The organism is Halohasta litchfieldiae (assembly GCF_002788215.1).
GTDB classification, from domain to species: Archaea; Halobacteriota; Halobacteria; order Halobacteriales; family Haloferacaceae; genus Halohasta; species Halohasta litchfieldiae.
The window spans coordinates 2,601,305-2,620,445 of record NZ_CP024845.1 but is presented as its reverse complement, the minus strand read 5'-3'; the positions used below and the strand labels follow the sequence as shown (position 1 = coordinate 2,620,445).

The 19,141-nt window shown below is 60.1% G+C and carries 24 protein-coding genes; 17 read left to right on the top strand and 7 right to left on the bottom strand.

The features are described 5' to 3' along the window. The first annotated feature begins 55 nt into the window (after positions 1 to 55). From HALTADL_RS13200 to HALTADL_RS13180, 5 genes are all read left to right on the top strand, one after another. A complete protein-coding gene (locus HALTADL_RS13200; protein ID WP_089672991.1) occupies positions 56 to 826 on the top strand; it encodes a glycosyltransferase in 771 nt (256 codons plus the stop codon). After that, on the top strand, positions 816 to 1,265 hold the full coding sequence (locus HALTADL_RS13195) for a GtrA family protein (RefSeq protein WP_089672992.1): 450 nt from the start codon (positions 816 to 818) through the stop codon (positions 1,263 to 1,265). Before HALTADL_RS13200 ends, HALTADL_RS13195 begins: the two co-directional genes overlap by 11 nt. A gap of 46 nt (positions 1,266 to 1,311) precedes the next feature. Next, entirely contained in the window at positions 1,312 to 2,226 is a 915-nt protein-coding gene (locus tag HALTADL_RS13190; protein ID WP_089672993.1) for a DNA-3-methyladenine glycosylase family protein, read from the top strand. A gap of 81 nt (positions 2,227 to 2,307) precedes the next feature. Next, positions 2,308 to 2,670 (top strand): DUF555 domain-containing protein, encoded by a 363-nt coding sequence (locus tag HALTADL_RS13185; protein WP_089672994.1) that lies wholly within the window; start codon positions 2,308 to 2,310, stop codon positions 2,668 to 2,670. 72 nt (positions 2,671 to 2,742) lie between these two features. Further along, positions 2,743 to 3,642, top strand: a complete 900-nt coding sequence (locus HALTADL_RS13180) for an HFX_2341 family transcriptional regulator (RefSeq protein WP_089672995.1) — start codon at positions 2,743 to 2,745, stop codon at positions 3,640 to 3,642. Between the two features lie 6 nt (positions 3,643 to 3,648). On the opposite strand, the gene HALTADL_RS13175 is transcribed toward HALTADL_RS13180, so the two are convergent. The 4 genes from HALTADL_RS13175 to HALTADL_RS13165 all read right to left on the bottom strand — a co-directional run bounded on the left by HALTADL_RS13175 (position 3,649) and on the right by HALTADL_RS13165 (position 6,124). Next, a complete protein-coding gene (locus tag HALTADL_RS13175; RefSeq protein ID WP_089672996.1) occupies positions 3,649 to 4,227 on the bottom strand; it encodes a response regulator in 579 nt (192 codons plus the stop codon). Positions 4,228 to 4,440: 213 nt separating this feature from the next. Further along, positions 4,441 to 4,563, bottom strand: coding sequence for a hypothetical protein (locus HALTADL_RS17855; RefSeq protein ID WP_265472932.1), 123 nt, complete (start codon positions 4,561 to 4,563; stop codon positions 4,441 to 4,443). A gap of 191 nt (positions 4,564 to 4,754) precedes the next feature. Then, positions 4,755 to 5,540: an RNA methyltransferase gene (locus HALTADL_RS13170; protein ID WP_089672997.1), complete on the bottom strand. Its 786-nt coding sequence runs from the start codon at positions 5,538 to 5,540 to the stop codon at positions 4,755 to 4,757. After that, positions 5,537 to 6,124, bottom strand: coding sequence for a hypothetical protein (locus HALTADL_RS13165; protein ID WP_089672998.1), 588 nt, complete (start codon positions 6,122 to 6,124; stop codon positions 5,537 to 5,539). Before HALTADL_RS13165 ends, HALTADL_RS13170 begins: the two co-directional genes overlap by 4 nt. Positions 6,125 to 6,211: 87 nt before the next feature. On the opposite strand from HALTADL_RS13165, the gene HALTADL_RS13160 reads away from it, so the two are divergent. Both HALTADL_RS13160 and HALTADL_RS13155 read left to right on the top strand, forming a co-directional pair. Beyond that, positions 6,212 to 7,369 (top strand): dihydropteroate synthase, encoded by a 1,158-nt coding sequence (locus HALTADL_RS13160; protein WP_089672999.1) that lies wholly within the window; start codon positions 6,212 to 6,214, stop codon positions 7,367 to 7,369. A gap of 153 nt (positions 7,370 to 7,522) precedes the next feature. Beyond that, on the top strand, positions 7,523 to 8,236 hold the full coding sequence (locus tag HALTADL_RS13155) for a 6-hydroxymethylpterin diphosphokinase MptE-like protein (RefSeq protein ID WP_089673000.1): 714 nt from the start codon (positions 7,523 to 7,525) through the stop codon (positions 8,234 to 8,236). 15 nt (positions 8,237 to 8,251) lie between these two features. On the opposite strand, the gene HALTADL_RS17850 is transcribed toward HALTADL_RS13155, so the two are convergent. Beyond that, positions 8,252 to 8,428 carry a hypothetical protein gene (locus tag HALTADL_RS17850; RefSeq protein WP_177171938.1) on the bottom strand — a complete coding sequence of 59 codons (177 nt, stop codon included), beginning with the start codon at positions 8,426 to 8,428 and terminating at the stop codon, positions 8,252 to 8,254. Positions 8,429 to 8,530: 102 nt separating this feature from the next. On the opposite strand from HALTADL_RS17850, the gene HALTADL_RS13150 reads away from it, so the two are divergent. From HALTADL_RS13150 to HALTADL_RS13105, 10 genes are all read left to right on the top strand, one after another. After that, positions 8,531 to 9,976 (top strand): cryptochrome/photolyase family protein, encoded by a 1,446-nt coding sequence (locus HALTADL_RS13150; RefSeq protein ID WP_089673001.1) that lies wholly within the window; start codon positions 8,531 to 8,533, stop codon positions 9,974 to 9,976. 88 nt (positions 9,977 to 10,064) lie between these two features. Then, positions 10,065 to 10,670: a superoxide dismutase gene (locus HALTADL_RS13145; RefSeq protein ID WP_089673002.1), complete on the top strand. Its 606-nt coding sequence runs from the start codon at positions 10,065 to 10,067 to the stop codon at positions 10,668 to 10,670. A gap of 168 nt (positions 10,671 to 10,838) precedes the next feature. Further along, the gene (gene sod, locus HALTADL_RS13140) at positions 10,839 to 11,438 is read left to right on the top strand and encodes a superoxide dismutase (protein WP_089673003.1); all 600 of its coding nucleotides are present in this window, start codon (positions 10,839 to 10,841) and stop codon (positions 11,436 to 11,438) included. A gap of 111 nt (positions 11,439 to 11,549) precedes the next feature. Beyond that, positions 11,550 to 11,834 (top strand): DUF5827 family protein, encoded by a 285-nt coding sequence (locus tag HALTADL_RS13135; protein WP_089673004.1) that lies wholly within the window; start codon positions 11,550 to 11,552, stop codon positions 11,832 to 11,834. A gap of 30 nt (positions 11,835 to 11,864) precedes the next feature. Further along, positions 11,865 to 12,704, top strand: coding sequence for an ATPase (locus HALTADL_RS13130; protein WP_089673005.1), 840 nt, complete (start codon positions 11,865 to 11,867; stop codon positions 12,702 to 12,704). Between the two features lie 101 nt (positions 12,705 to 12,805). Beyond that, entirely contained in the window at positions 12,806 to 13,804 is a 999-nt protein-coding gene (gene thyA / locus HALTADL_RS13125) for a thymidylate synthase (RefSeq protein WP_089673006.1), read from the top strand. 2 nt (positions 13,805 to 13,806) lie between these two features. Continuing rightward, a complete protein-coding gene (locus HALTADL_RS13120; protein WP_089673007.1) occupies positions 13,807 to 14,313 on the top strand; it encodes a dihydrofolate reductase in 507 nt (168 codons plus the stop codon). 58 nt (positions 14,314 to 14,371) lie between these two features. Beyond that, a complete protein-coding gene (locus HALTADL_RS13115; RefSeq protein WP_089673008.1) occupies positions 14,372 to 14,971 on the top strand; it encodes a 5' nucleotidase, NT5C type in 600 nt (199 codons plus the stop codon). A gap of 144 nt (positions 14,972 to 15,115) precedes the next feature. Then, positions 15,116 to 15,859 (top strand): archaeal proteasome endopeptidase complex subunit alpha, encoded by a 744-nt coding sequence (locus HALTADL_RS13110; RefSeq protein WP_089673009.1) that lies wholly within the window; start codon positions 15,116 to 15,118, stop codon positions 15,857 to 15,859. A 49-nt stretch (positions 15,860 to 15,908) separates the two neighbouring features. Beyond that, on the top strand, positions 15,909 to 16,730 hold the full coding sequence (locus tag HALTADL_RS13105; RefSeq protein ID WP_089673010.1) for an MOSC domain-containing protein: 822 nt from the start codon (positions 15,909 to 15,911) through the stop codon (positions 16,728 to 16,730). A gap of 18 nt (positions 16,731 to 16,748) precedes the next feature. Here HALTADL_RS13105 and nadC read toward each other — a convergent pair whose 3' ends face one another. After that, a complete protein-coding gene (gene nadC, locus HALTADL_RS13100; protein ID WP_089673011.1) occupies positions 16,749 to 17,576 on the bottom strand; it encodes a carboxylating nicotinate-nucleotide diphosphorylase in 828 nt (275 codons plus the stop codon). Then, the gene (locus HALTADL_RS13095; RefSeq protein ID WP_089673012.1) at positions 17,576 to 19,141 is read right to left on the bottom strand and encodes an L-aspartate oxidase; all 1,566 of its coding nucleotides are present in this window, start codon (positions 19,139 to 19,141) and stop codon (positions 17,576 to 17,578) included. Before HALTADL_RS13095 ends, nadC begins: the two co-directional genes overlap by 1 nt.

Sequence of the window (19,141 nt, the reverse complement as noted above, 5' to 3'; positions counted from 1 at the left end):
AGTCATTATTCTGTGTTTTTGAAACAACTGACCCGGCGATGCCTCACAAGACACCATGAGTGAGTCACTCGGCATCGTAGTTCCCGCCTACGATCCGGATATTGAGGCTCTTTTGGCGTATATCGAGGATATTCGAGCAATACTCGATCCGTCGACGGTTCGGGTTGAGCTCGACACCCCAAGCGACGCCGTCGCCTCTCGGATCGAGCCAGTCGTCGACGAGCTAAACGTCGCAACGCAGCGGCGTGGCAAGGGCGGCGCGGTCATGGACGGCTTCGACGGTCTTTCGACGGATATTCTTGCGTTCGCCGACGCCGATGGATCGGTGCCCGCCTCGTCGCTGGCCACCATCGTCGACCACGTCCGCGGGGAAACCGCCGACGTGAGTATCGGGTCGCGCCGCCATCCCGACTCGGAGATCGTCGACCACCAGACGGTCGGCCGGCGGTTCCTCGGCGACGTCTTCGCTTTCACCGCACGGCAACTGCTCCCGACGAAATGCTACGACTACCAGTGTGGCGCGAAGGCACTGCGGGCCGAGGCCTGGGACGAAATCGGCCACCACTGCTACGAGTCTGGGTTCGCCTGGGATCTGGAGTTCGTCTCGGTGGCGGGCTCGCTGGGCTACGGGATCACTGAAGTCCCCGTCGAGTGGGAAGACCACCCCGACTCGACGGTCGACCCGGTGTGGACCACAGTCGAACTCGGACGGGCGCTCCTAGACGTTCGGCGGCGGGCAAACGCCATTTCGGACAGCCCCCGGTATCGGGACATCCAGCCGACCCCCCGGTCGAAGCTCACCTACACCGGGAACAATGGCGACTGAGTCGCCGCTGGCGGCGCTGGCCCATCGCGCCCGGATCGGGAAGTTCGTCTCGGTTGGCGCCCTCGGGGCGACCATCGAGACCGCTATCGTCGCCCTGCTGACCACGACCGCGGGCTTCGGACCGCTGGCCGCGAAAGCCGTCGGCGCGGAGGTCTCGATCTCGACGATGTTCGTCGTCAACGACCAGTGGACCTTTGCCGAGAGCGGCAAACTCGGAGTGGGTGCGTTCGCTCGACGCTGGGTGAGATCTCACCTCGTTCGGGCGGTTGGGCTCGGCGTCGGCTTCGCCGTCCTCTACGTGCTGACGAGCGTCGTCGAGTTCTCGCTGCCGGTGGCTGGCCTCGAACTGTGGCCGACAGTCGCGAACGTGATCGGGATCGGCGTCGGAATGGTGTTCAACTACGTCGCCGAGAGCCTCTTTACGTGGCGCGTCGACTGACGGTCACACCGAAACGGAAAAACAGCCACACGCCTGAAAAACGGTAATGGAACAGGGCGTTATTCGGCTCGACGATCTCGATGGGAGGTTCGATCTGCAGTCGACGGTCGAAAGTGGCCAGAGCTATCTGTGGGACCGCGCCGACGGCGAGATGTACGAGACGACGGCCGCCTACGGTGGGTCGGCGTGGTACGAGACGGTCGTCGCCCCGATACCAGGCGTCTCCGACGAACAGGCCGTCGTTCGCGTTCGACAGGACGGCGAGGAACTTCAGTGGGAGTCGACCACGGATGCCGTCCCGATTCTCACACACCTGCTGCGACTTGACGACGACCTCGATGCCATCGAAGACGCCACACCCGACGACCCACTGCTTGACCGGGCGTTTGAACAGTATTCGGGGATGCGACTCGTGCGTGATCCCGTCTTTCCCTGTCTGATCTCGTTTATCTGTTCGGCCCAGATGCGGGTGGCACGGATTCACGGGATGCAGCGTCGACTGGCTCGGGAGTACGGCGACGAGATCGAGTTCGACGGCCGAACGTACCACGCGTTTCCGACCCCGGCCCAACTGGCCGAGCGAACCGAAGCCGAACTCCGGGAGCTGAGTCTCGGCTACCGCGCGCCATACGTCCAGCGCACCGCCGAGATGATCGCCACCGGCGAGGTCGACCCACTCGATGCGATTGATCTCGACTACGAGGATGCCCGCGACCACATGAGTCAGTTCGTGGGTGTCGGTAACAAGGTCGCCGACTGCGTGTTGCTGTTTTCGCTTGGGTTCACCGAGGCAGTGCCACTGGACACGTGGATTCAGACAGCGATTGCAGATCACTATCCCGACTGCGACCGTGGGGGGTATGTGTCGACCTCACGGGCCATCCGCGAGCAGTTCGGCGGGCAGTATGCGGGCTATGCCCAAACCTACGTTTTTCATTATCTCCGTAACGGCGGAAACTGACAGAGGGCATGGCGGTGACACTCCTTATTTTGAGAATGTAGGCGAAGTTTCATACCCTCCGCGAGGCTAAATAGAAACACTATGGACTGCCGAGTCGTCGTCGAGGCTGCGGTGCCCGTGTACGATGTCGAGACCGTGGACGAGGCTGTCCGGATCGCGATCTCGAAGACCGGAGAGATGCTGAATCCGGATCTCAACTACGTCGAGATCGAGATGGGAACGCGCACCTCGCCCGCCGGAGAGGAGCTACCGCCCGCCTTCCTCGCGGCTGACGAAGCACTGGTTGCCCTCGAACTCGAACTGATCGTCTTCAACGTCGAACAGGAAGAACACGCCAGCCGAATCGCCCGCAAGGAGATCGGCCAACAGTTGCACAACATTCCACTCAAGGTGTTGTCGACCGAAATCATGCCCGAAGACGAAGACAGCGAATCGGATGAATAGGGCCCGTGTTGAGCGGAGACCGCTCCAACCGACTTTTTGAGGTTATATATACCGTCCGACGCAACGCAGTGTATGGAGACACACATCGTTCCGGTCGGGTTCGACTACGACCGTCTTATTGCGCCACTTATCCGCGATCAGTTCGATGTGGACCACGTCATTCTGCTTGAGGGCGCGGTCGGCAGCGAGGCCAACGTCGAATACTCCCGTCGACTCGCAACCAAACTCGAAACGGATTTCCGGAACCTACTGGGTGCCGAAACCGAACGCATCCGCCTCGAAGACGTCTACGATTACGACGCCGCCTTCGAGGGGGCGTTCGAACTGATAAACGAACAGCTCGACAGCGGCGCGGAGGTCTGGGTCAACGTCTGCTCGATGCCCCGCCCGGTGAGTTTCGCCTTCGCTACAGCCGCCCACTCGGTGATGGTCGAGCGTCAAGAGGACAGAGACCGGATTCACACCTACTACACGGCCCCAGAGAAGTATCTCGAAACCGAACTCGCCGAGGAGCTTCGGGCCGAACACGACCTGCTGACCGATCTCTTGGAGGCGGGCGACCTCGACCGCGGCCGGATGGAGACCAGACTCGATAGCATCAGCGAACTGCTCTCGGAGTTCGACGAACGCGGCGTCACCATCGGGGCAAAAAAGATCGGCGACAGCCACATCGTCGAACTCCCCGTGGCCTCGTTTTCGAGCGTCAAACCGTTCGAGGAACTCGTCCTATTTACCCTCGGCGAACACGGCGAGTTCGAGTCAGTCAGCGAGTTGGCCTCGACGCTGGCGCGGGACCTCAACGAGGAGTACACCGACAGTTTCCGGTCGAAGGTGATCTACAACGTCGACCGACTCGGTCCCGGCGGGAAGGGGTATATCGAACAGGAGGAGGTCGGCAAATCCTACCGCACGAAACTCTCCCGGATCGGCGAACTCTGGGTTCGCTCCCACGCCGACAACAACCGAGAGTGAGCCTCGTCAGTTCGACGAGCGGTCGATAGCTTTGAACGCCGACTCGAAATCGTTCAGCTCGGTCATCAACGACTCGGCCTCGGTGCGCATCTCGGTCGTCATTGTTTTGAGCCGTTGATACTCCGCGGAGCTACTGAGTTCCTCGTTGCTCATCTCGGACTCTAACACAGTGAGTTTCGAGGTTGCCCGGAACAGCTCGCTCACGGTCTCGTCGTACTCTTTGGCTGTAAGCTGTTGTTCGATTGCTTCATACAGTGTCTCTTTGTCGACTGGTTTGCAGAGATAATCGTCGAACGGCATTTCGATGATATCGAACTTGGGGTCGACGGCAGTCACCATGATCACCCGACAGTCGTAGCCGTCGGCCCGAACCTGCTCCAAAACCTTGTTGCCCGAGAGATCCGGCATCCGACGGTCGAGCAACATCACATCGACCGTCTCGTCGACTGCGTCGATAGCCGCTCGACCGCCGTACACCGTCTCGACAGTGTAGCGCTCGTTGAGTTGGAGCGTATAAATGTCGGCGACATCCTGTTCGTCGTCGACAACCAGAACTGTTGGAGGATCTGAAACCGTTGTAGACATAGATTGTGCCCGTGTCATTTCTCAAATAGTACTCGTAGAAAATATAATTTTTGGTCATTTATTACATGTATGTATCCTATATATACATTCTGGCTGATTTCCTCGTTTGCAACTAGCAACTGTATACTGTGGTATCGCCAGCTAGTGACACACTGTTGCTGGAGAGACAACAGACGGCCCGAAACGGGCGGTTCTCCGATCTGGATAGGTCGTCTACAGCATCAATCCGAGTAGCTGATAACCGAAGCCGACTGCGAACGCCGCGATGAGCAGGAGTGTTGTGATGACGACAATCGGTGAGAGCTCGGTCTTGCCGTTGAGAAAGTACTGATCCATACAGACGAGTCAACAGTAGAGTGGCTTAACAGTTTAGGAGTCGCCATCGAGACGACCGAATCGACGGTGGTCTCGGATCTTCTCGGGACGTAGCGAGTCGACGGTGGTCTCGGAAATCGCCGAGGCGCACGACCGGGAGATATCGGTTGACCACACCACACGCTTCGATATAACGGCCGAATAGGGAGTACCTACTCTCGGCTTCTGGGCGTCTCGTGTTCTTCGGACTGGTCACGTCGGTCCTGTCGACCGTCGAGCTGGTCGGAGGCCTGCCGAAACACACCCAACAGCGTGTGGACCTCCCTATCAGTCGGATGGGCACGGCCGATCAGTCGCCGAAACAGTCGCTCGGTCTTGTCCTGTTTTCGGTCGTTGTACGCTTGCGCGTCGAGGAAATCCGCAAAGTAGTCGTACAGTCGTTCGATGTCGGGTTCGTCAGCCCGCAGGTGGTCGACGTCCGGAAGCTGTGTCTCGTCGACAGTCAGCTCGCGGAGTTCGTAGAACAGGATAGTGGCTGCCTGACCGAGGTTAAGCACAGGATACTCGCCGCTGGCGGGGATCGAACACACCTCGTCGAGCCGTTCGATCTCGCTGTTGTGGAGGCCTCTCCCTTCGCGGCCGAACACCAGCGCGGTTTGGGTTTCGACGGTCGCCAGCGATTCGCGGAGTTCAACCGGCGTTTTGAACGGAAACCGGACGTGTCGACGGCTGTCTTCGCCCGTGATCGCGGTACAGCCCACCGTGTGGTAGTTGTCGACGATCTCATCGAACGTCACCTCATCGGCGTTCGGCAACACGTCTTCGCGGGCGTGGCCAGCGAAACCATAGGCCTCGCCGTCGGGGTCGAGTTCGGGTGGGTCGACGAGTTTGAGATCCGTGAGACCGAAGTTCTTCATTGCGCGGGCGATGGTGCCGACGTTTCCGGGTGTCTCAGGTTCGACGACGACGACGACGGGCTTCTGCTGGCGGGGGCTCATTCGTCGGTCGGGTAGCTCGTGTCGAGATCAAGCTCCCCGAGTTCTTCGTCGGAGATCGCCTCGGTGTCAGGCTCGGTCGGCTCGTCGAGGTACTCCCGGAGATCGATCTCGCTTCGCTCGTAGTCGGCTTCGAGCCGCTGTTGGAGTTCCTCCGGACTTGGGGGGTCGGGGAGTGCCTCCGGATCGGTTTCGACGTGGTCGACGCCGCCGAACCCCTCGGGTGCCCGGTTGCCGTCGGCGAACCACTGGTGAAAGGCGTCGGCGAACTCCGGTTTGCCGCGGAGGTCGCTGCCACCGGCGTTCTGATACCAGTAGACGAACGCCGGCTCGTGGTCCGTACAGACCACGACTTCATCCATCGGCTCGCCGTAGACGAACGCCGACTGATTGCATCGCTGTTTGTCGGCCTCGCCGTGAATCAGATAACAGGCGTCACACGGCTGTTCGATCAGCCGAGAGAGCCGAAGCAGCCGCTGGCGTGGATCCTCGGGAATCTCTTCGAGCGGTTTGAACTCCTCGCTGTCGGTGAAGATCTCGCTTTCCTCGAACCGCCAGCCACGAAGTCCGACGCTGACTTTTCCCATAGGTCAGCTAGCGGGTCAGTCGATAAAAATAGACTGACTCCCGTAGCGGATCGCACTGCCTTTGTCGGCGGCGTCCCGAATGACCGTATGCGAACTGTCGACGCCGCCGGGTTGCCGATTGGTGACGATCATCCCCCTCGAATCATGGGTGTGTTGAACGTCAGCTCCGAATCGCCCTACAAACCGAGCGTGTTCAACTCACCGAGCGAAGCCGCCGCCTACGTCGACGAGGACCTCATCAGCGAGGGTGCAGACATCGTCGACGTCGGGCTGGAATCGGCCAACAAGAAATTCGAGGTCCTCAGCGCCGCCGAGGAACTCGACCGCCTCGATACCGCTCTCGAAACCATCGAGAGCGTCTCCGGGGATGCCGTGTTCTCGATTGAAACGCGCTACCACGAGGTCGCCGAAGCCGCCCTCAAGGGTGGGTTCGACATGGTCAACGACATCTGTGGCTTTGCCGATCCGAAGATGCCCGAGATCTGCGAGGACTACGATGTCGCAGTCGCCAAAATGGCTTCGCCGCCGGATCTCGAACGCCCCGGCGCAGTCGAGGACGTGGATGATATCTACGACGCACTTGAACTCAATGGACTGACGGACAAAACGATAATCGACCCCGCATTCGGTGGTTGGAGCGAGGACAAGACCATCGAGGACGACCGCGAGACGTTTCATCGACTCCGCGAGTTCCGTGGCTACGGCCAGCCCATGTTGGTCTCGATCAACCGCAAAAACTTCCTCCGGTCGGTTGCCGGTCGAGACACTGAGGAGGCGCTGGCTGTGTCGCTGGCGGCGACGTCAATGGCGGTCGAACGCGGGGCGCACGTGATCCGTACCCACGACGTTGCCGAAACGCGGGACGCGGCACTCATCGGCCACGAGTTCTCCCGACCGCGGCTCCACGAGACCGTCGACGGCATTGCGGTCGAAGAACTTGACATCACGACCCCCCGCGAGGCGCGTCGACATTTCGACCGATTCGATCTCGTGGATGAGACCGACAACACCGCAGACCGAGCTGTTACACACGTCTTCAAGCTATCAGGCGTCGACACTACCATCCAAAACCAACTTTCGGAGGCGGCTGAACCAGTAGGCGTCGACTGCGTCAGACGACCGTCTGACAGAACCATGGTACTAGTTGGCACAAAAATGGGTTATACGCAGCTTACTGAGCGTTTGAGTGGGGTTTCAAGCGATATTTCGGCCATTCTGGAACGTATCAGAAAGGCGTGCTGTTAAGAGAAAACTTATGCCGGATCATGTAAAAGCAGACAATGGACGCCGGAGGGGCATTCGGGTAGGGGTACTCTGTGCCAATCCGGCCCATACAATATTACAGCCACCGAGCCACAGGCTCGTTTGGCCTTTTATCAGAACCAAATGAGGAGTAGCGTGAGCTTTCCAGCGTGGGAACCGATCTACGAGGCGATTTGTTCGGATCTCGGCTTCGACCGCTCGGCCGACGAAACTGCGCGAGACGTGGCTGGCGAACTGGCCCAGCCGTTCGACCACAGTCGACTCTCTCATCTCGATGGAGCCACCGTCGCCGTCGTCGGTGCTGCACCCTCACTGTCGACCGACCTCGCGGGGTTCGATCCGACGGCTGTCGACGCTATCGTTGCCGCCTCGACGGCGGCCGATGTGTTGGCCGACCACGGTATCGAGGTCGACCTGATGGTGACCGATCTGGACAAAAACGTCGACACGGCCCGCAGGTTGACTCACGGTGAGACGCCAGTCGCGGCCCACGCCCACGGGGACAATATTCCCACCCTCCGCGAGTGGCTGCCGGAGTTCGATTCCGAGTGGACGCTCGTGACCACGCAGGCCGAGCCACGCGGCCCTGTCGAGAACTTCGGCGGGTTCACTGATGGCGACCGGGCAGCGTTTATCGCCGATGCGTTCGGCGCGGCCGACCTCGAATTTCTCGGCTGGGCGTTCGACGATCCCTCGGTCGACCCACTGAAGGCACGCAAACTCCGGTGGGCCGAACAACTGCTCTACTGGCTCGAACGCCGACGTGGCGAGCGGTTCGGCCTCTTGGATGGTCGACGCGACTCGCTGGCCGAAGACCCGTCGATGTTTTCGACAAATAAACCGAAATGAATCGTCTCTCGACAGTTACTGCGCGGCAGCGGCCTGTTTTAAAACGAGTGGCGTAATGACGGCATCAAACAGTGCGATAAGATAGCCGACTAGCTGTGTGATCCCTGTAAGAAACAGGAACGAAATCACAGCAATCATCAGTCCACCGGAGATGCCGATTCCCCATCGCACAGCAGGATTACGAAGGACCATGTCGGATACTCTTCAGAGATGATAAAAAGACTGACTATTTGTTCTGCCCGGTCGTTTCGCGGACTCCACAAGTTTCCTTATCAGTGCGTCCGTTGTGGGAGTATGCAACTCCACTGGCACCGACGGGACCTACGTGGCGCGGACAATCGGGCACTGGCGGCCGCGGCTAGGGCGGTCGCTGCGGCCGACGGGACCGCTGCCAATGTGGACGGTGGTGTCATCTCGCTTTTCGTCTTCGATGAGTCGGTGCTTGCACATGCCGGAGCTCCGCGCGTCGACTATCTCTTGGACGCACTAGCCGAACTCCGTGAATGGTACCGCGAGCGCGGCGGCGAACTCCTGATTCGTCACGGCGATCCGCGAGAGGTCGTCCCCGAGGTTGCCCAAGCGATTGAGGCCGACCGCGTCGTCTGGAACCGCGACTACTCCGGGCTCACTCGCCAGCGTGATTCGGCGGTCCGACAGGCTCTCAACGAAGTCGACATCCCCCGCGACTCGTTCCACGACGCCATCTGCCATGAACCCGGATCAATCACAACCAACCAAGGCGACCCCTACTCGGTGTTTACGTACTTCGGTCGCAAGTGGCAGGGCCGCGAGAAAGACGATCCCTATCCAGATCCTGACACCGATCTGCTCGTCGACAGCGACACCGCAGGCGTCGAGGCTGGCTCGCTTCCGACGCTCGACGAGCTGGGATTCGAGAAGCCGGAGGCCGATCTGTTGACTGCTGGCAGCGAGGCAGCCCAGAAGCGACTCGAAGCGTTCTGTGAGGACGGCATCTATCGCTACGAGGAAGACCGGGACTACCCGACGCAGGAGTCGACCTCGCGGCTCTCGGCGGACCTCAAATACGGCACCATCGGCATCCGCGAAGTCTACTGGACGACAGAGAATGCACGCGAGGACGCCAGCGAAGCTGAAATCGAATCTATCGAGGAGTTCCAGTCCCAACTCGCGTGGCGCGAGTTCTACACTCACGTGCTGTGGTTCCACCCCAATGTCGTCTCGGAGAATTACAAGGAGTACGACAACGAAATCGAGTGGGAAACCAATGAGGAGCATCTGCAGGCGTGGAAAGACGGGAAGACGGGGTATCCAATCGTCGACGCCGGAATGCGCCAACTCCGCGCTGAGGGATTTATGCACAACCGAGTCAGAATGATCGTCGCCGCCTTTCTGACGAAGGACCTGCTGATCGACTGGCGTGAGGGCTATGACTGGTTCAGAGAGAAACTGGTCGACCACGACACCGCCAACGACAACGGTGGCTGGCAGTGGGCCGCCTCAACCGGCACCGACGCCCAGCCCTACTTCCGGATTTTTAATCCTATGACACAGGGTGAACGCTACGATGCCGACGCCGAGTATATAAAAGAGTACGTCGACGAACTGGAAGATACCGACCCACAGATCATCCACGACTGGCACGAGGCATCACTGACCCAGCGGCGCAACGCGGCTCCGGAGTATCCCGATCCGATTGTCGACCACAGCGAGCGACGCGAGGAAGCGATAGCGATGTTCGAGGCCGCCCGCGGCGACTGAGTCGGCCGTTCTCTCAAGGTCCCACACAGTCGCCTAAAGTGTTAACACACCGAAACTTTAGGTCGGATTCGACCGTTGTCTGAAAGGCATGACGTACGAACTACCAGACCTCCCGTATGACTACGACGCACTCGAACCGCACATCGATTCGCGGATCATGGAACTCCACCACGACAAACACCATCAGGGCTATGTCGACGGCGCGAACGCCGCCAGAGACGCCCTCGAAGGGATGCGGGACAGCGAGGACTTCGGCGACATCAAGAGCGTCAAACGAGCCCTCGCGTTCCATCTGTCGGGCCACGTCAACCACACCATCTTCTGGGAGAACATGCATCCCGACGGTGGCGGCGAACCCGGGGGCGAGCTCGCCGACCATATCGAGGCGGACTTCGGCTCCTTCGAGGCGTTCAAATCTGAATTCGCAGCCGCCGCCGGTGGCGTCGAAGGCTCGGGCTGGGGGCTGTTGTGCCACGACGCTGCCAGCGACGAACTGATTATTGCGGCGGCCGAAAACCACCAGAACCAGACCCCGCAGGCGACCACGCCGATTCTCGTTTGTGACGTCTGGGAACACGCCTACTACCTCCAGTACGAGAACAACCGCGGCGAGTACGTCGACAACTTCTTCGAGGTCATCGACTGGGATGACGTCGCCCAGCGGTTCGAGCAGTGTCACGGGAACACGATCTAATCGGATCACTGTTCTACTTTGACATTATTTCGGAATCTATTTCCCTTACGTAGTCATCCGTTTGTTATCACAATACATTATTTGCCGGTATCTGTATGTGATACGTTATCAAACTACTCCTCAAGGTTTAACAGTATCCCAGACAATATAGAAATAGAGGTATTACACATGAGCTACGAATTAGATCCACTTCCATACGACTACGACGCCCTTGAGCCGCACATCGACGAACAGATCCTGACCTGGCACCACGACACCCACCATCAGGGCTACGTCAACGGCTGGAACTCGGCCGAAGAGACGCTGGCCGAGAACCGTGACAACGGCGACTTCAGCTCCAGTGGTGGAGCCATCCGGAACGTGACCCACAACTCCTCAGGACACATTCTCCACGACCTGTTCTGGCAGAACATGTCTCCAGAGGGCGGCGACGAGCCATCCGGTGCGCTCGCCGAGAGAATTGAAGAGGACTTCGGTTCGTACGATGCCTGGAAAGGCGAGTTCGAAGCCGCAGCCAAAAACGCCAGTGGCTGGGCGCTTCTCGTTTACGACTCGTTCTCGAACCAGCTTCGTAACGTCGTGGTCGACAAACACGACCAGGGCGCGATCTGGGGCGGCCACCCGATTCTCGCACTCGACGTCTGGGAGCACTCCTACTACTACCAGTTCGGACCCGACCGCGGTGGGTTCATCGACGCCTTCTTCGAAGTCGTCGACTGGGACGAATCCGACGAGCGCTACGCACAGGCTGTCGAGGCTTTCGAGTAATCCGGGCAGTTCATCCATTTTTTGCGACGCCACCCACTGAGCGACAGCTATACTGCCGCTGTCGACGCCAAATCCCTACTGTTTTCCCCACCAGCGGCCGTACCACTGCCCATGCCACGACCGAAAGACGATTTCGAGGAGCTGTATCCCTGTGATTTCTACACGCCACAGGAACTCCTCGATGAAGAACTGATGTACTCCGTCTACGAGATCGCCCGCCTACTGCAAGGACTGGAAGTCGACGCCGAAATCGACGAGGGCGTCGAAGACATCCTGCTGGACTGGGCGATCCCGTGGATCATGCGCAACTCCGAGGAACTCGTCATCGCCGAACCGCCGAGCGACGAGGAACCGGGCTACTACGGGCTCGCACCCGAGACTGTCGACGAGGAGTAGTCGGTTCCTAACTGGATACACAACTTATAAATGAAACTGTTAGTCGCAGGTGACGCCCGTGTCGACGCTGGAAAAACGACGTTCGCCGCCGGCCTGCTCGCTTCGCTGTCGGATGCTGTTGGGTTTAAACCCCGTGCAGGCAACGACTACTGGTTTGACCACGACGACGTGGTCTCGGCAGTCAATGGGGGTCGACTCTACGGCAAGGATATTGCCACGCTCACGGCGGCGGCCGTCGACAGCAGCGACCGTGAACTCAACGAAGAACAACTCAATCCTGTCCACCGCCTCTGGCGGCCGACTCCCGACCGAACAGGGCTCCTCGGTGAGCAGGGTCGGACCTTTCTGGTCGACCGTGTAACGACACCTGAGGGGCCGTGGTTCGTTGTGAACGGCACCGCCGAGGACGCTGGACTACTCCCCGACCACCTAATTGAAGCTCTCCCACTGGATGGTGCCCCACGAGTCCGGAGCGTCGACGGCTTCAACGAACTCATGACCAACCGGTATCTCCCGGCTTTCGAGCGTGTTACCGACCGCATAACCGAGACTGAGCCTGCAGTAGTCGAATCCTACAGCGATATCGCGCTCCCCGTCGACGGCATCGAGTTCGATGCTGTTGCGGTCGTCGGGCCAACACGGGCGAAGATCTACGATGGTCAGCGGTATCTAAAAGCCTGTGCGGTCGCCAGTGGGAGTGCCCGCGAGGGACAGTTAGAGGAGCGCGTCGACCGCGTCGTCGAAATGATCGAGCCGCTGTCGACACACGACCTGCAGCCACTCACCGGCGCGGAACGCGCCGATCCCAAACGAGTTGCCAGCCAGTATGAGCCAGTCTATGAGGCTCTGCTGGAGGTGGCTCTCAAGTAACTGTCAGTCCAGCGTTTTCGATACCCGATTTCCAAAATGACTTGTAGACCGGGTTGTTTGCTACTGATAACAGCCGCGCTCTCAGCGCAGATAACCCACATATGCAGCAATATCTCGATCTCGTCGACAGCACGCTTGCGGGCGGCAACTACAAGCCGAACCGAACCGGCGTAGACACGATCTCGTCGTTCAGCCAACAGTACACCGTCGACCTCCAAGAGGGGTTCCCACTGTTGACCACCAAGGATCTCTCGGGGTTCCGGTGGAACTCCCTCATCCACGAGTTCAAATGGTATCTCTCCGGCGAGGAACACATCCGTAACCTTCGCGAGGAGACTGGGATCTGGGATGCGTGGGCCGACGACGAGGGTCGGTTAGACACTGCCTACGGTCGATTCTGGCGGCGGTTTCCGGTGCCCGAAGAGGGTCTCGACGGCGAGGCATGGCCCGAGGATGACCACCGGTGGCGGAACGACGACGGCACCTTCGATCAGATTCAGTACGTGATTGATACGCTTCAGGAGTCGCCGAACTCCCGTCGACTCGTCGTCTCGGCGTGGCATCCCGCCAACGCCGCGGTCAGCACGCTGCCGCCCTGCCACTACACCTTTGTGTTCAACGTTCAGGGCGACCGACTCAACTGCCATCTCACCCAGCGCTCGGGCGACATTGCCCTCGGCGTCCCGTTCAATATTGCCGCCTACTCGCTTTTGACCCATGCCGTTGCCCAAGAAACCGGGTTCAAGCCGGGGAAGTTCGGCCATACAGTCGTCGACGCCCACGTCTACTGTGGCAAAGGCGACCGCGGGGCATGGTACGACGACAATCTCGCCGAATTACAGTCGCGACTTGGCGAGGTCGACACCAAGGCCGAGTATCTCGATGTTCGCGAGTGGCTCACCGAGACAGCCCCCACAGAATCCGACGAAAGCGATGGCTACGACCACGTTCCCGGATTGCTAACACAACTCTCGCGGGAGCCACGGTCACGGCCAGCCATCGAGATTGCGGACAAGCCGTTGGACGAACTGACGTTCGAGGACATCCAGCTCACCGACTACGACCCCGCCGACGGGATTCAGTTCTCGGTTGCAGAGTAACCATGTCGACTGACGACCACCACCCCACAATCGCGCTCATCGCAGCGGTCGCCGAAAACGGTGTCATCGGTGTCGACGGCGAGATGCCGTGGCATCTGCCTGCTGATCTCAAGCATTTCAAGGAGACGACGATGGGGCATCCCGTCATTATGGGTCGACGAACGTACGAGAGTATCGCCGCTGACATCGATGGCCCGCTACCGAGCCGGACGAACATCGTGCTGAGTCGCGGCTCGCCAGAGGTGCCCGACAGTGTCGTTGTCGCGGATTCAGTCGACGCAGCCGTTGAGGCTGCCCGGCAGGCCGCTGGTGACACCGAAACGGTGTACGTGATCGGCGGGGCAACGGTTTATAAACAGTTTCTCCCGCAGGCCGACCGACTGGTGCTTACCGAGATCGAGTCGACCTACGCGGGCGACACATCGTTCCCCGACTGGGAGCGCAATGATTGGCAGGAAGTGAGTCGAGACGAGCGAGATGGGTTTGCGTTCGTCAAATATCGCCGATAGTAGTCGGTGACTAACGCCAAGGGATAGCTTCACAGTCACTGCCCACGAACAACAGCCAATGACACTCCGGCTGAATCGAGGGCCATCCAGAACGGTACTCCTCGATGTCGACGGGACGCTGTGTGACAACACGCCGAGACTCATCGAGTACGTCAAAGCCGAATGTGGGGTCGCACTCACTCGCGAGCAGATCACCGAGTGGTCGTTTTCGATTCCCGGAACCGAGCTGGATATCGGTGATCTGCTCCACCGCGCAATCGACGAGCGGCCCGAATGGTTTCTACTGGGAATGGAGCCAATCGATGGCGCGGCTGAGGCTGCCCGATGGTTGAGCCAACAGGGCCACACCGTCCGGATCGCCACCCATCGCCCCGCCGAGAGCCACCCGATCACCGCTCAATGGCTCGACGAACACGACGTGCCACACGACGAAATCATCGACGACGTACCCCGGAACAAGGGTCGACTGGCTGGTGACATTTTAATCGATGACTACCATGTCAACGTGAAAAACGCGCTCGCGGCTGGGAAGGCGGCTGGACTGTTCGTTCAGCCCTACAGCGATCCAGCAGTCTGTGGCGAGGCGGTCGTCGCCGAAACGTGGTCCACAATGCTCGCGGAGTTAGGCCGTATACACCCGGTTACAAACGGCGATTAATCAGGAATTACGGGCCAACAGCTATCTGTCATACTCGGATGATGACACCCTGATTTGCTCGGTAGCAAGGGTTTTTCCTGTCTGGACCCATAGATTCGACCAGATGAATCAGTACGGACGTCGGTTCACACGCGGAGGGGCGCAATGAGAGGTAACGACCAGCAGGCCTACGACCGAGGGACCTCGCTGTTTTCGCCGGACGGGCGGATCTATCAGGTTGAGTACGCACGCGAGGCCGTCTCGCGGGGTGCACCGAGTGTCGGTCTCCGAACCACCGAGGGCGTCATCCTCGCAGCCCAGAGCCGGGCCGGATCGCCGCTGATGGAGTCCGAAAGTATCGAGAAGCTCCACAAGCTCGACGACCACGTCGGCGCGGCCAGCGCTGGCCACGTGGCCGACGCCCGCCAGCTGGTCGACTTCGCTCGCCAACAGGGCCAAGTCAACCGGCTCCGCTACGGCGAGCCAATCGATGTCGAGGCACTCACCAAGGAACTCACCGACCACATTCAGGAAAACACTCAGCGCGGTGGCACCCGACCGTACGGGGCAGCCCTCCTCGTTGGTGGCATCCAGAACGGCACACCGCGGCTGTTCGCAGCCGATCCCTCCGGCACACCCAACGAGTGGAAAGCGACCGTCATCGGCGGCTCCGGCCGTGAGATTCAGGAGTTCCTCGAAGACGAATGGACCGACGAGGTCGACCTCCAGACCGGGCTCGGGCTCGCCGCACAGGCACTGCGCGTCGCCAACGACGAACTCGGACCGAGCGAAGTCAGCATCTCGACGGTCACTGTCGACGATGGCTACCAGTCGCTGTCAGTCGACGAGATCGAAGACGTCTTCGCCGAGGCAGAGATCGACCTCTCCGAGGACGAAGCCGACGAGTAACGCGTCTTTCTGACGGGACGTTTTTCAAACTGCCGTCGAATGAGTAGGTATGACAGATATCAGTCCGACAGTCGACCGACTAACGATCTATCCGATCAAATCGTTGGACGGATGGTCGGTGGAGTCGGTCCCGATTGTCGACAATGGCGGACTGGCTGGCGACCGGGAGTTTGCGCTGTTTGATGCCGAGGACACCTACGTCAACGGGAAGCGAGAACAGCAGATCCATCAGATTCGTGCTACTTACCAGGGCGATGGAGCCAACATCGATGCCGTACAACTCTCGACAGTCGAGACGGAGCCACGTCGGTTCACGGTCGACGAACTTGCAGACGGCCACGCTGTCGACTGGCTCAGTGATCACGTAGGCTACCCGGTCTCGATAGCTCGCGATCAGGCCGGTGGCTATCCCGATGACACTACTGCCTCGGGACCGACGATCATCAGTACCGCAACAATCGAGACAGTGGCCTTGTGGTTTGATGGGATCAGCACGGACGGAATGCGTCGACGCCTGCGGCCGAATATCGAACTCGGTGGGGTGCCTGCGTTCTGGGAGGATCACCTGTTCGACGACCGGAACCACCACGTGATGTTTTCAATTGGCGACGTGTCGTTCCGGGGCATTAACCCCTGTCAGCGGTGTGTGGTTCCATCACGTAATCCCGATACCGGCGCAGAGTACGATGGCTTTCAGTCGACCTTCGTCGAGAAACGGGAGGAGACACTCCCCGACTGGAGCGGCGGCGACTGGTTCGATCATCATTTCCGGCTGATGCTCAATACGATGGTTCCAGAATCTGAGTGGGGCAAGAAAATCAGTGTCGGTGATTCGGTCGAGGTGGATCAGGCAGTCCCTGCCGACGAGTAGGCACTGGCTACCCGGTCGTTAGTTTGTTCGAAACGAGTAGTCGAGCGTCTCTGCAGAGTGGGTTAGCGATCCCATCGAGATGATGTCGACGCCGGTCGCCGCGTAGTCCGTAACTGTGTCGACTGTAATGCCACCACTGGCTTCGATGAGGACCTTCCGGTCGGCGTTGTCGATTGATCCAGATAGGCTGTCGACGACATCACTCAGTTCGGTTGGTGGGAAGTTGTCGAGGAGAACGATGTCGGCTCCAGCGTCGACTGCTCGTTTAGCCTGAACGGCTGACTCGGCTTCGACCTCGATTTTGGTGGCAAAAGAGACGCGCTCACGGAACTGCGAGACAGCCGTTTCGAGCCCGAGTTCGGCGATGTGGTTGTCCTTGATCATCACCATATGTGAGAGATCGAGGCGATGGGTGTCACCGCCGCCAGCGACTACTGCGCGCTTTTCGATTCCCCGAAGTCCGGGGGTCGTCTTGCGTGTGCCCGCAATTCTGACATCGGAGCCGACCTCCTCGGCACGGTCGACTGCCTGCCGTGTTTTCGTTGCGATGCCGGAGGCATGACCGGCGAGGTTAACCGCCACGCGTTCGGCTCGGAGCGTCTCACGGGCCGTGCCTGTGGTTCGGAGAAGGATATCGCCTGCCTCAATTCGGTCGCCATCCGAAACCGGTGTCTCAGTGGTCACGTCGAGATACTCGAAGACGGCTGCGGCGGCCTCGATTCCGGCTGCAACGCCGCTTTCTTTGGCGACGAGTCGACCCGTCGTCTCGCCGGGAACGTCGTTGGTTACGTCGTGGTGGCCGACGTCCTCGCGGAGCCAGCCCTCGATCTGGTCGCTCGTGAGCATTACTCTGGTCCTGCCTCGGCTGGCGGGCTGGTAGCCTCCTCTTGTGGGGGTTCAAGGTAGTGACACCCCACGCTTTCGTCGTTTTCGGCAGCTGCAGTCGCAATGAGGATGGCCACGACAGTGGCGTTTCGGAGTTCGTAGAGTCCCCGCGAGGTTCGGGTCCGCGTATAGGCGTCGACCTCACCTTTGAGTCGACGGAGAACTCCACGCGCACTGGCAATGCCGTCAGTTGTTCGCCGTAAGCCGAGTTCTCCACTCATGATCGTCGTCAGCCGGTGGAACTTCTCACCCGCGAACCGTTCCGGAAGCGCTGGATCGCTGTTCTGGAGCCGCTGGACCTCGATACTCTCGGGGTCGTATCCGGTTGCATCCTCGCCAGCGCGGAGGCCCCAGACGAGGCCCTCCAAGAGGCTCGTGGAGGCCAGCCGGTTGGCCCCGTGGACGCCGGTGTGGGCACATTCGCCGACCGCATACAGGCGGTCGAGACTAGCTCGACCGTGGCCGTCGACGTCGATCCCACCACAGAGGAAGTGTTCACAGGGCGCAATCGGAATCCCGGCGCGCCAGTCGATTCCGTGCTCTTGGCAGGTGGCCGCGAGGTTCGGAAACGCCTCGTCGAACGGTTCGGCCAGCGGCGAGACATCGAGGTGGACCGAGCCGGTGGCATCGATCTCGTCTAGCACTGCGCGAGCGACGACATCGCGGGGTGCGAGTTCAGCGTCTTCGTGGTAGTCGGGCATGAACCGCTCGCCCTCGGCATTGCGGAGCACGCCGCCCTCACCGCGGACGGCTTCGCTGAGGAGGAACGGGTCGTCGACTGCGGCGGCGGTCGGATGGAACTGGACGTACTCCATATCCTCGACGTCGGCTCCGGCGAGAAACGCCATCCCAATTCCGTCGCCCGTCGAACCGGGGGGATTGGTCGACTGCTCGAAGCAGTCGCCGATCCCGCCCGTTGCGAGGATCGTTGCGCCAGCGAACACCGGTTCGCCGTCCGGTTCGGTATCGAGCAGTGCGCCGTGGACCCGTCCCTCGTGGCGGATCAGTTCGAGCGCAGTCGTGTCTTCGAGGATCGTGACGTTGTCGACCTCGCTTAAGTAGGATAAAAAGGGCCTGAGGATGTGTTGGCCCGTCGAGGCGTCGACGTGGAGAATTCGATCCTCCGAATGGGCTGCCTCGCGGGCGAAGTCGTACTCCGCTTCTTGGCCGAGGGTATCGAAATCAATACCGAGGGTGTCGAGTAGTACGTCGCGGATCGCGGGGGCCGCGTTGTCGACGAGGACGTCGACTGCGGCCGGATCGGCCGTGTCAGCACTGGCTTCGATGATATCGGTTTTAAGCGATTCCGGGTCGCCACGAGTGGTAGCGATACCACCCTGTGCCCAGTCTGAAGAGGCGTCTTCGGGCTCGCTGGCTTTGGTGACGAGCAGTATCTCCTCGCCCTCGCGGGCGGCGGCGAGTGCTGCCGCGCAGCCAGCGATTCCCGAGCCGACGACGAGCACGTCAACTGTGCGCGGCTCCGGCTCCTTGGACGTCGGCTGGTTCGGGGTCGACTCACCGGCCAT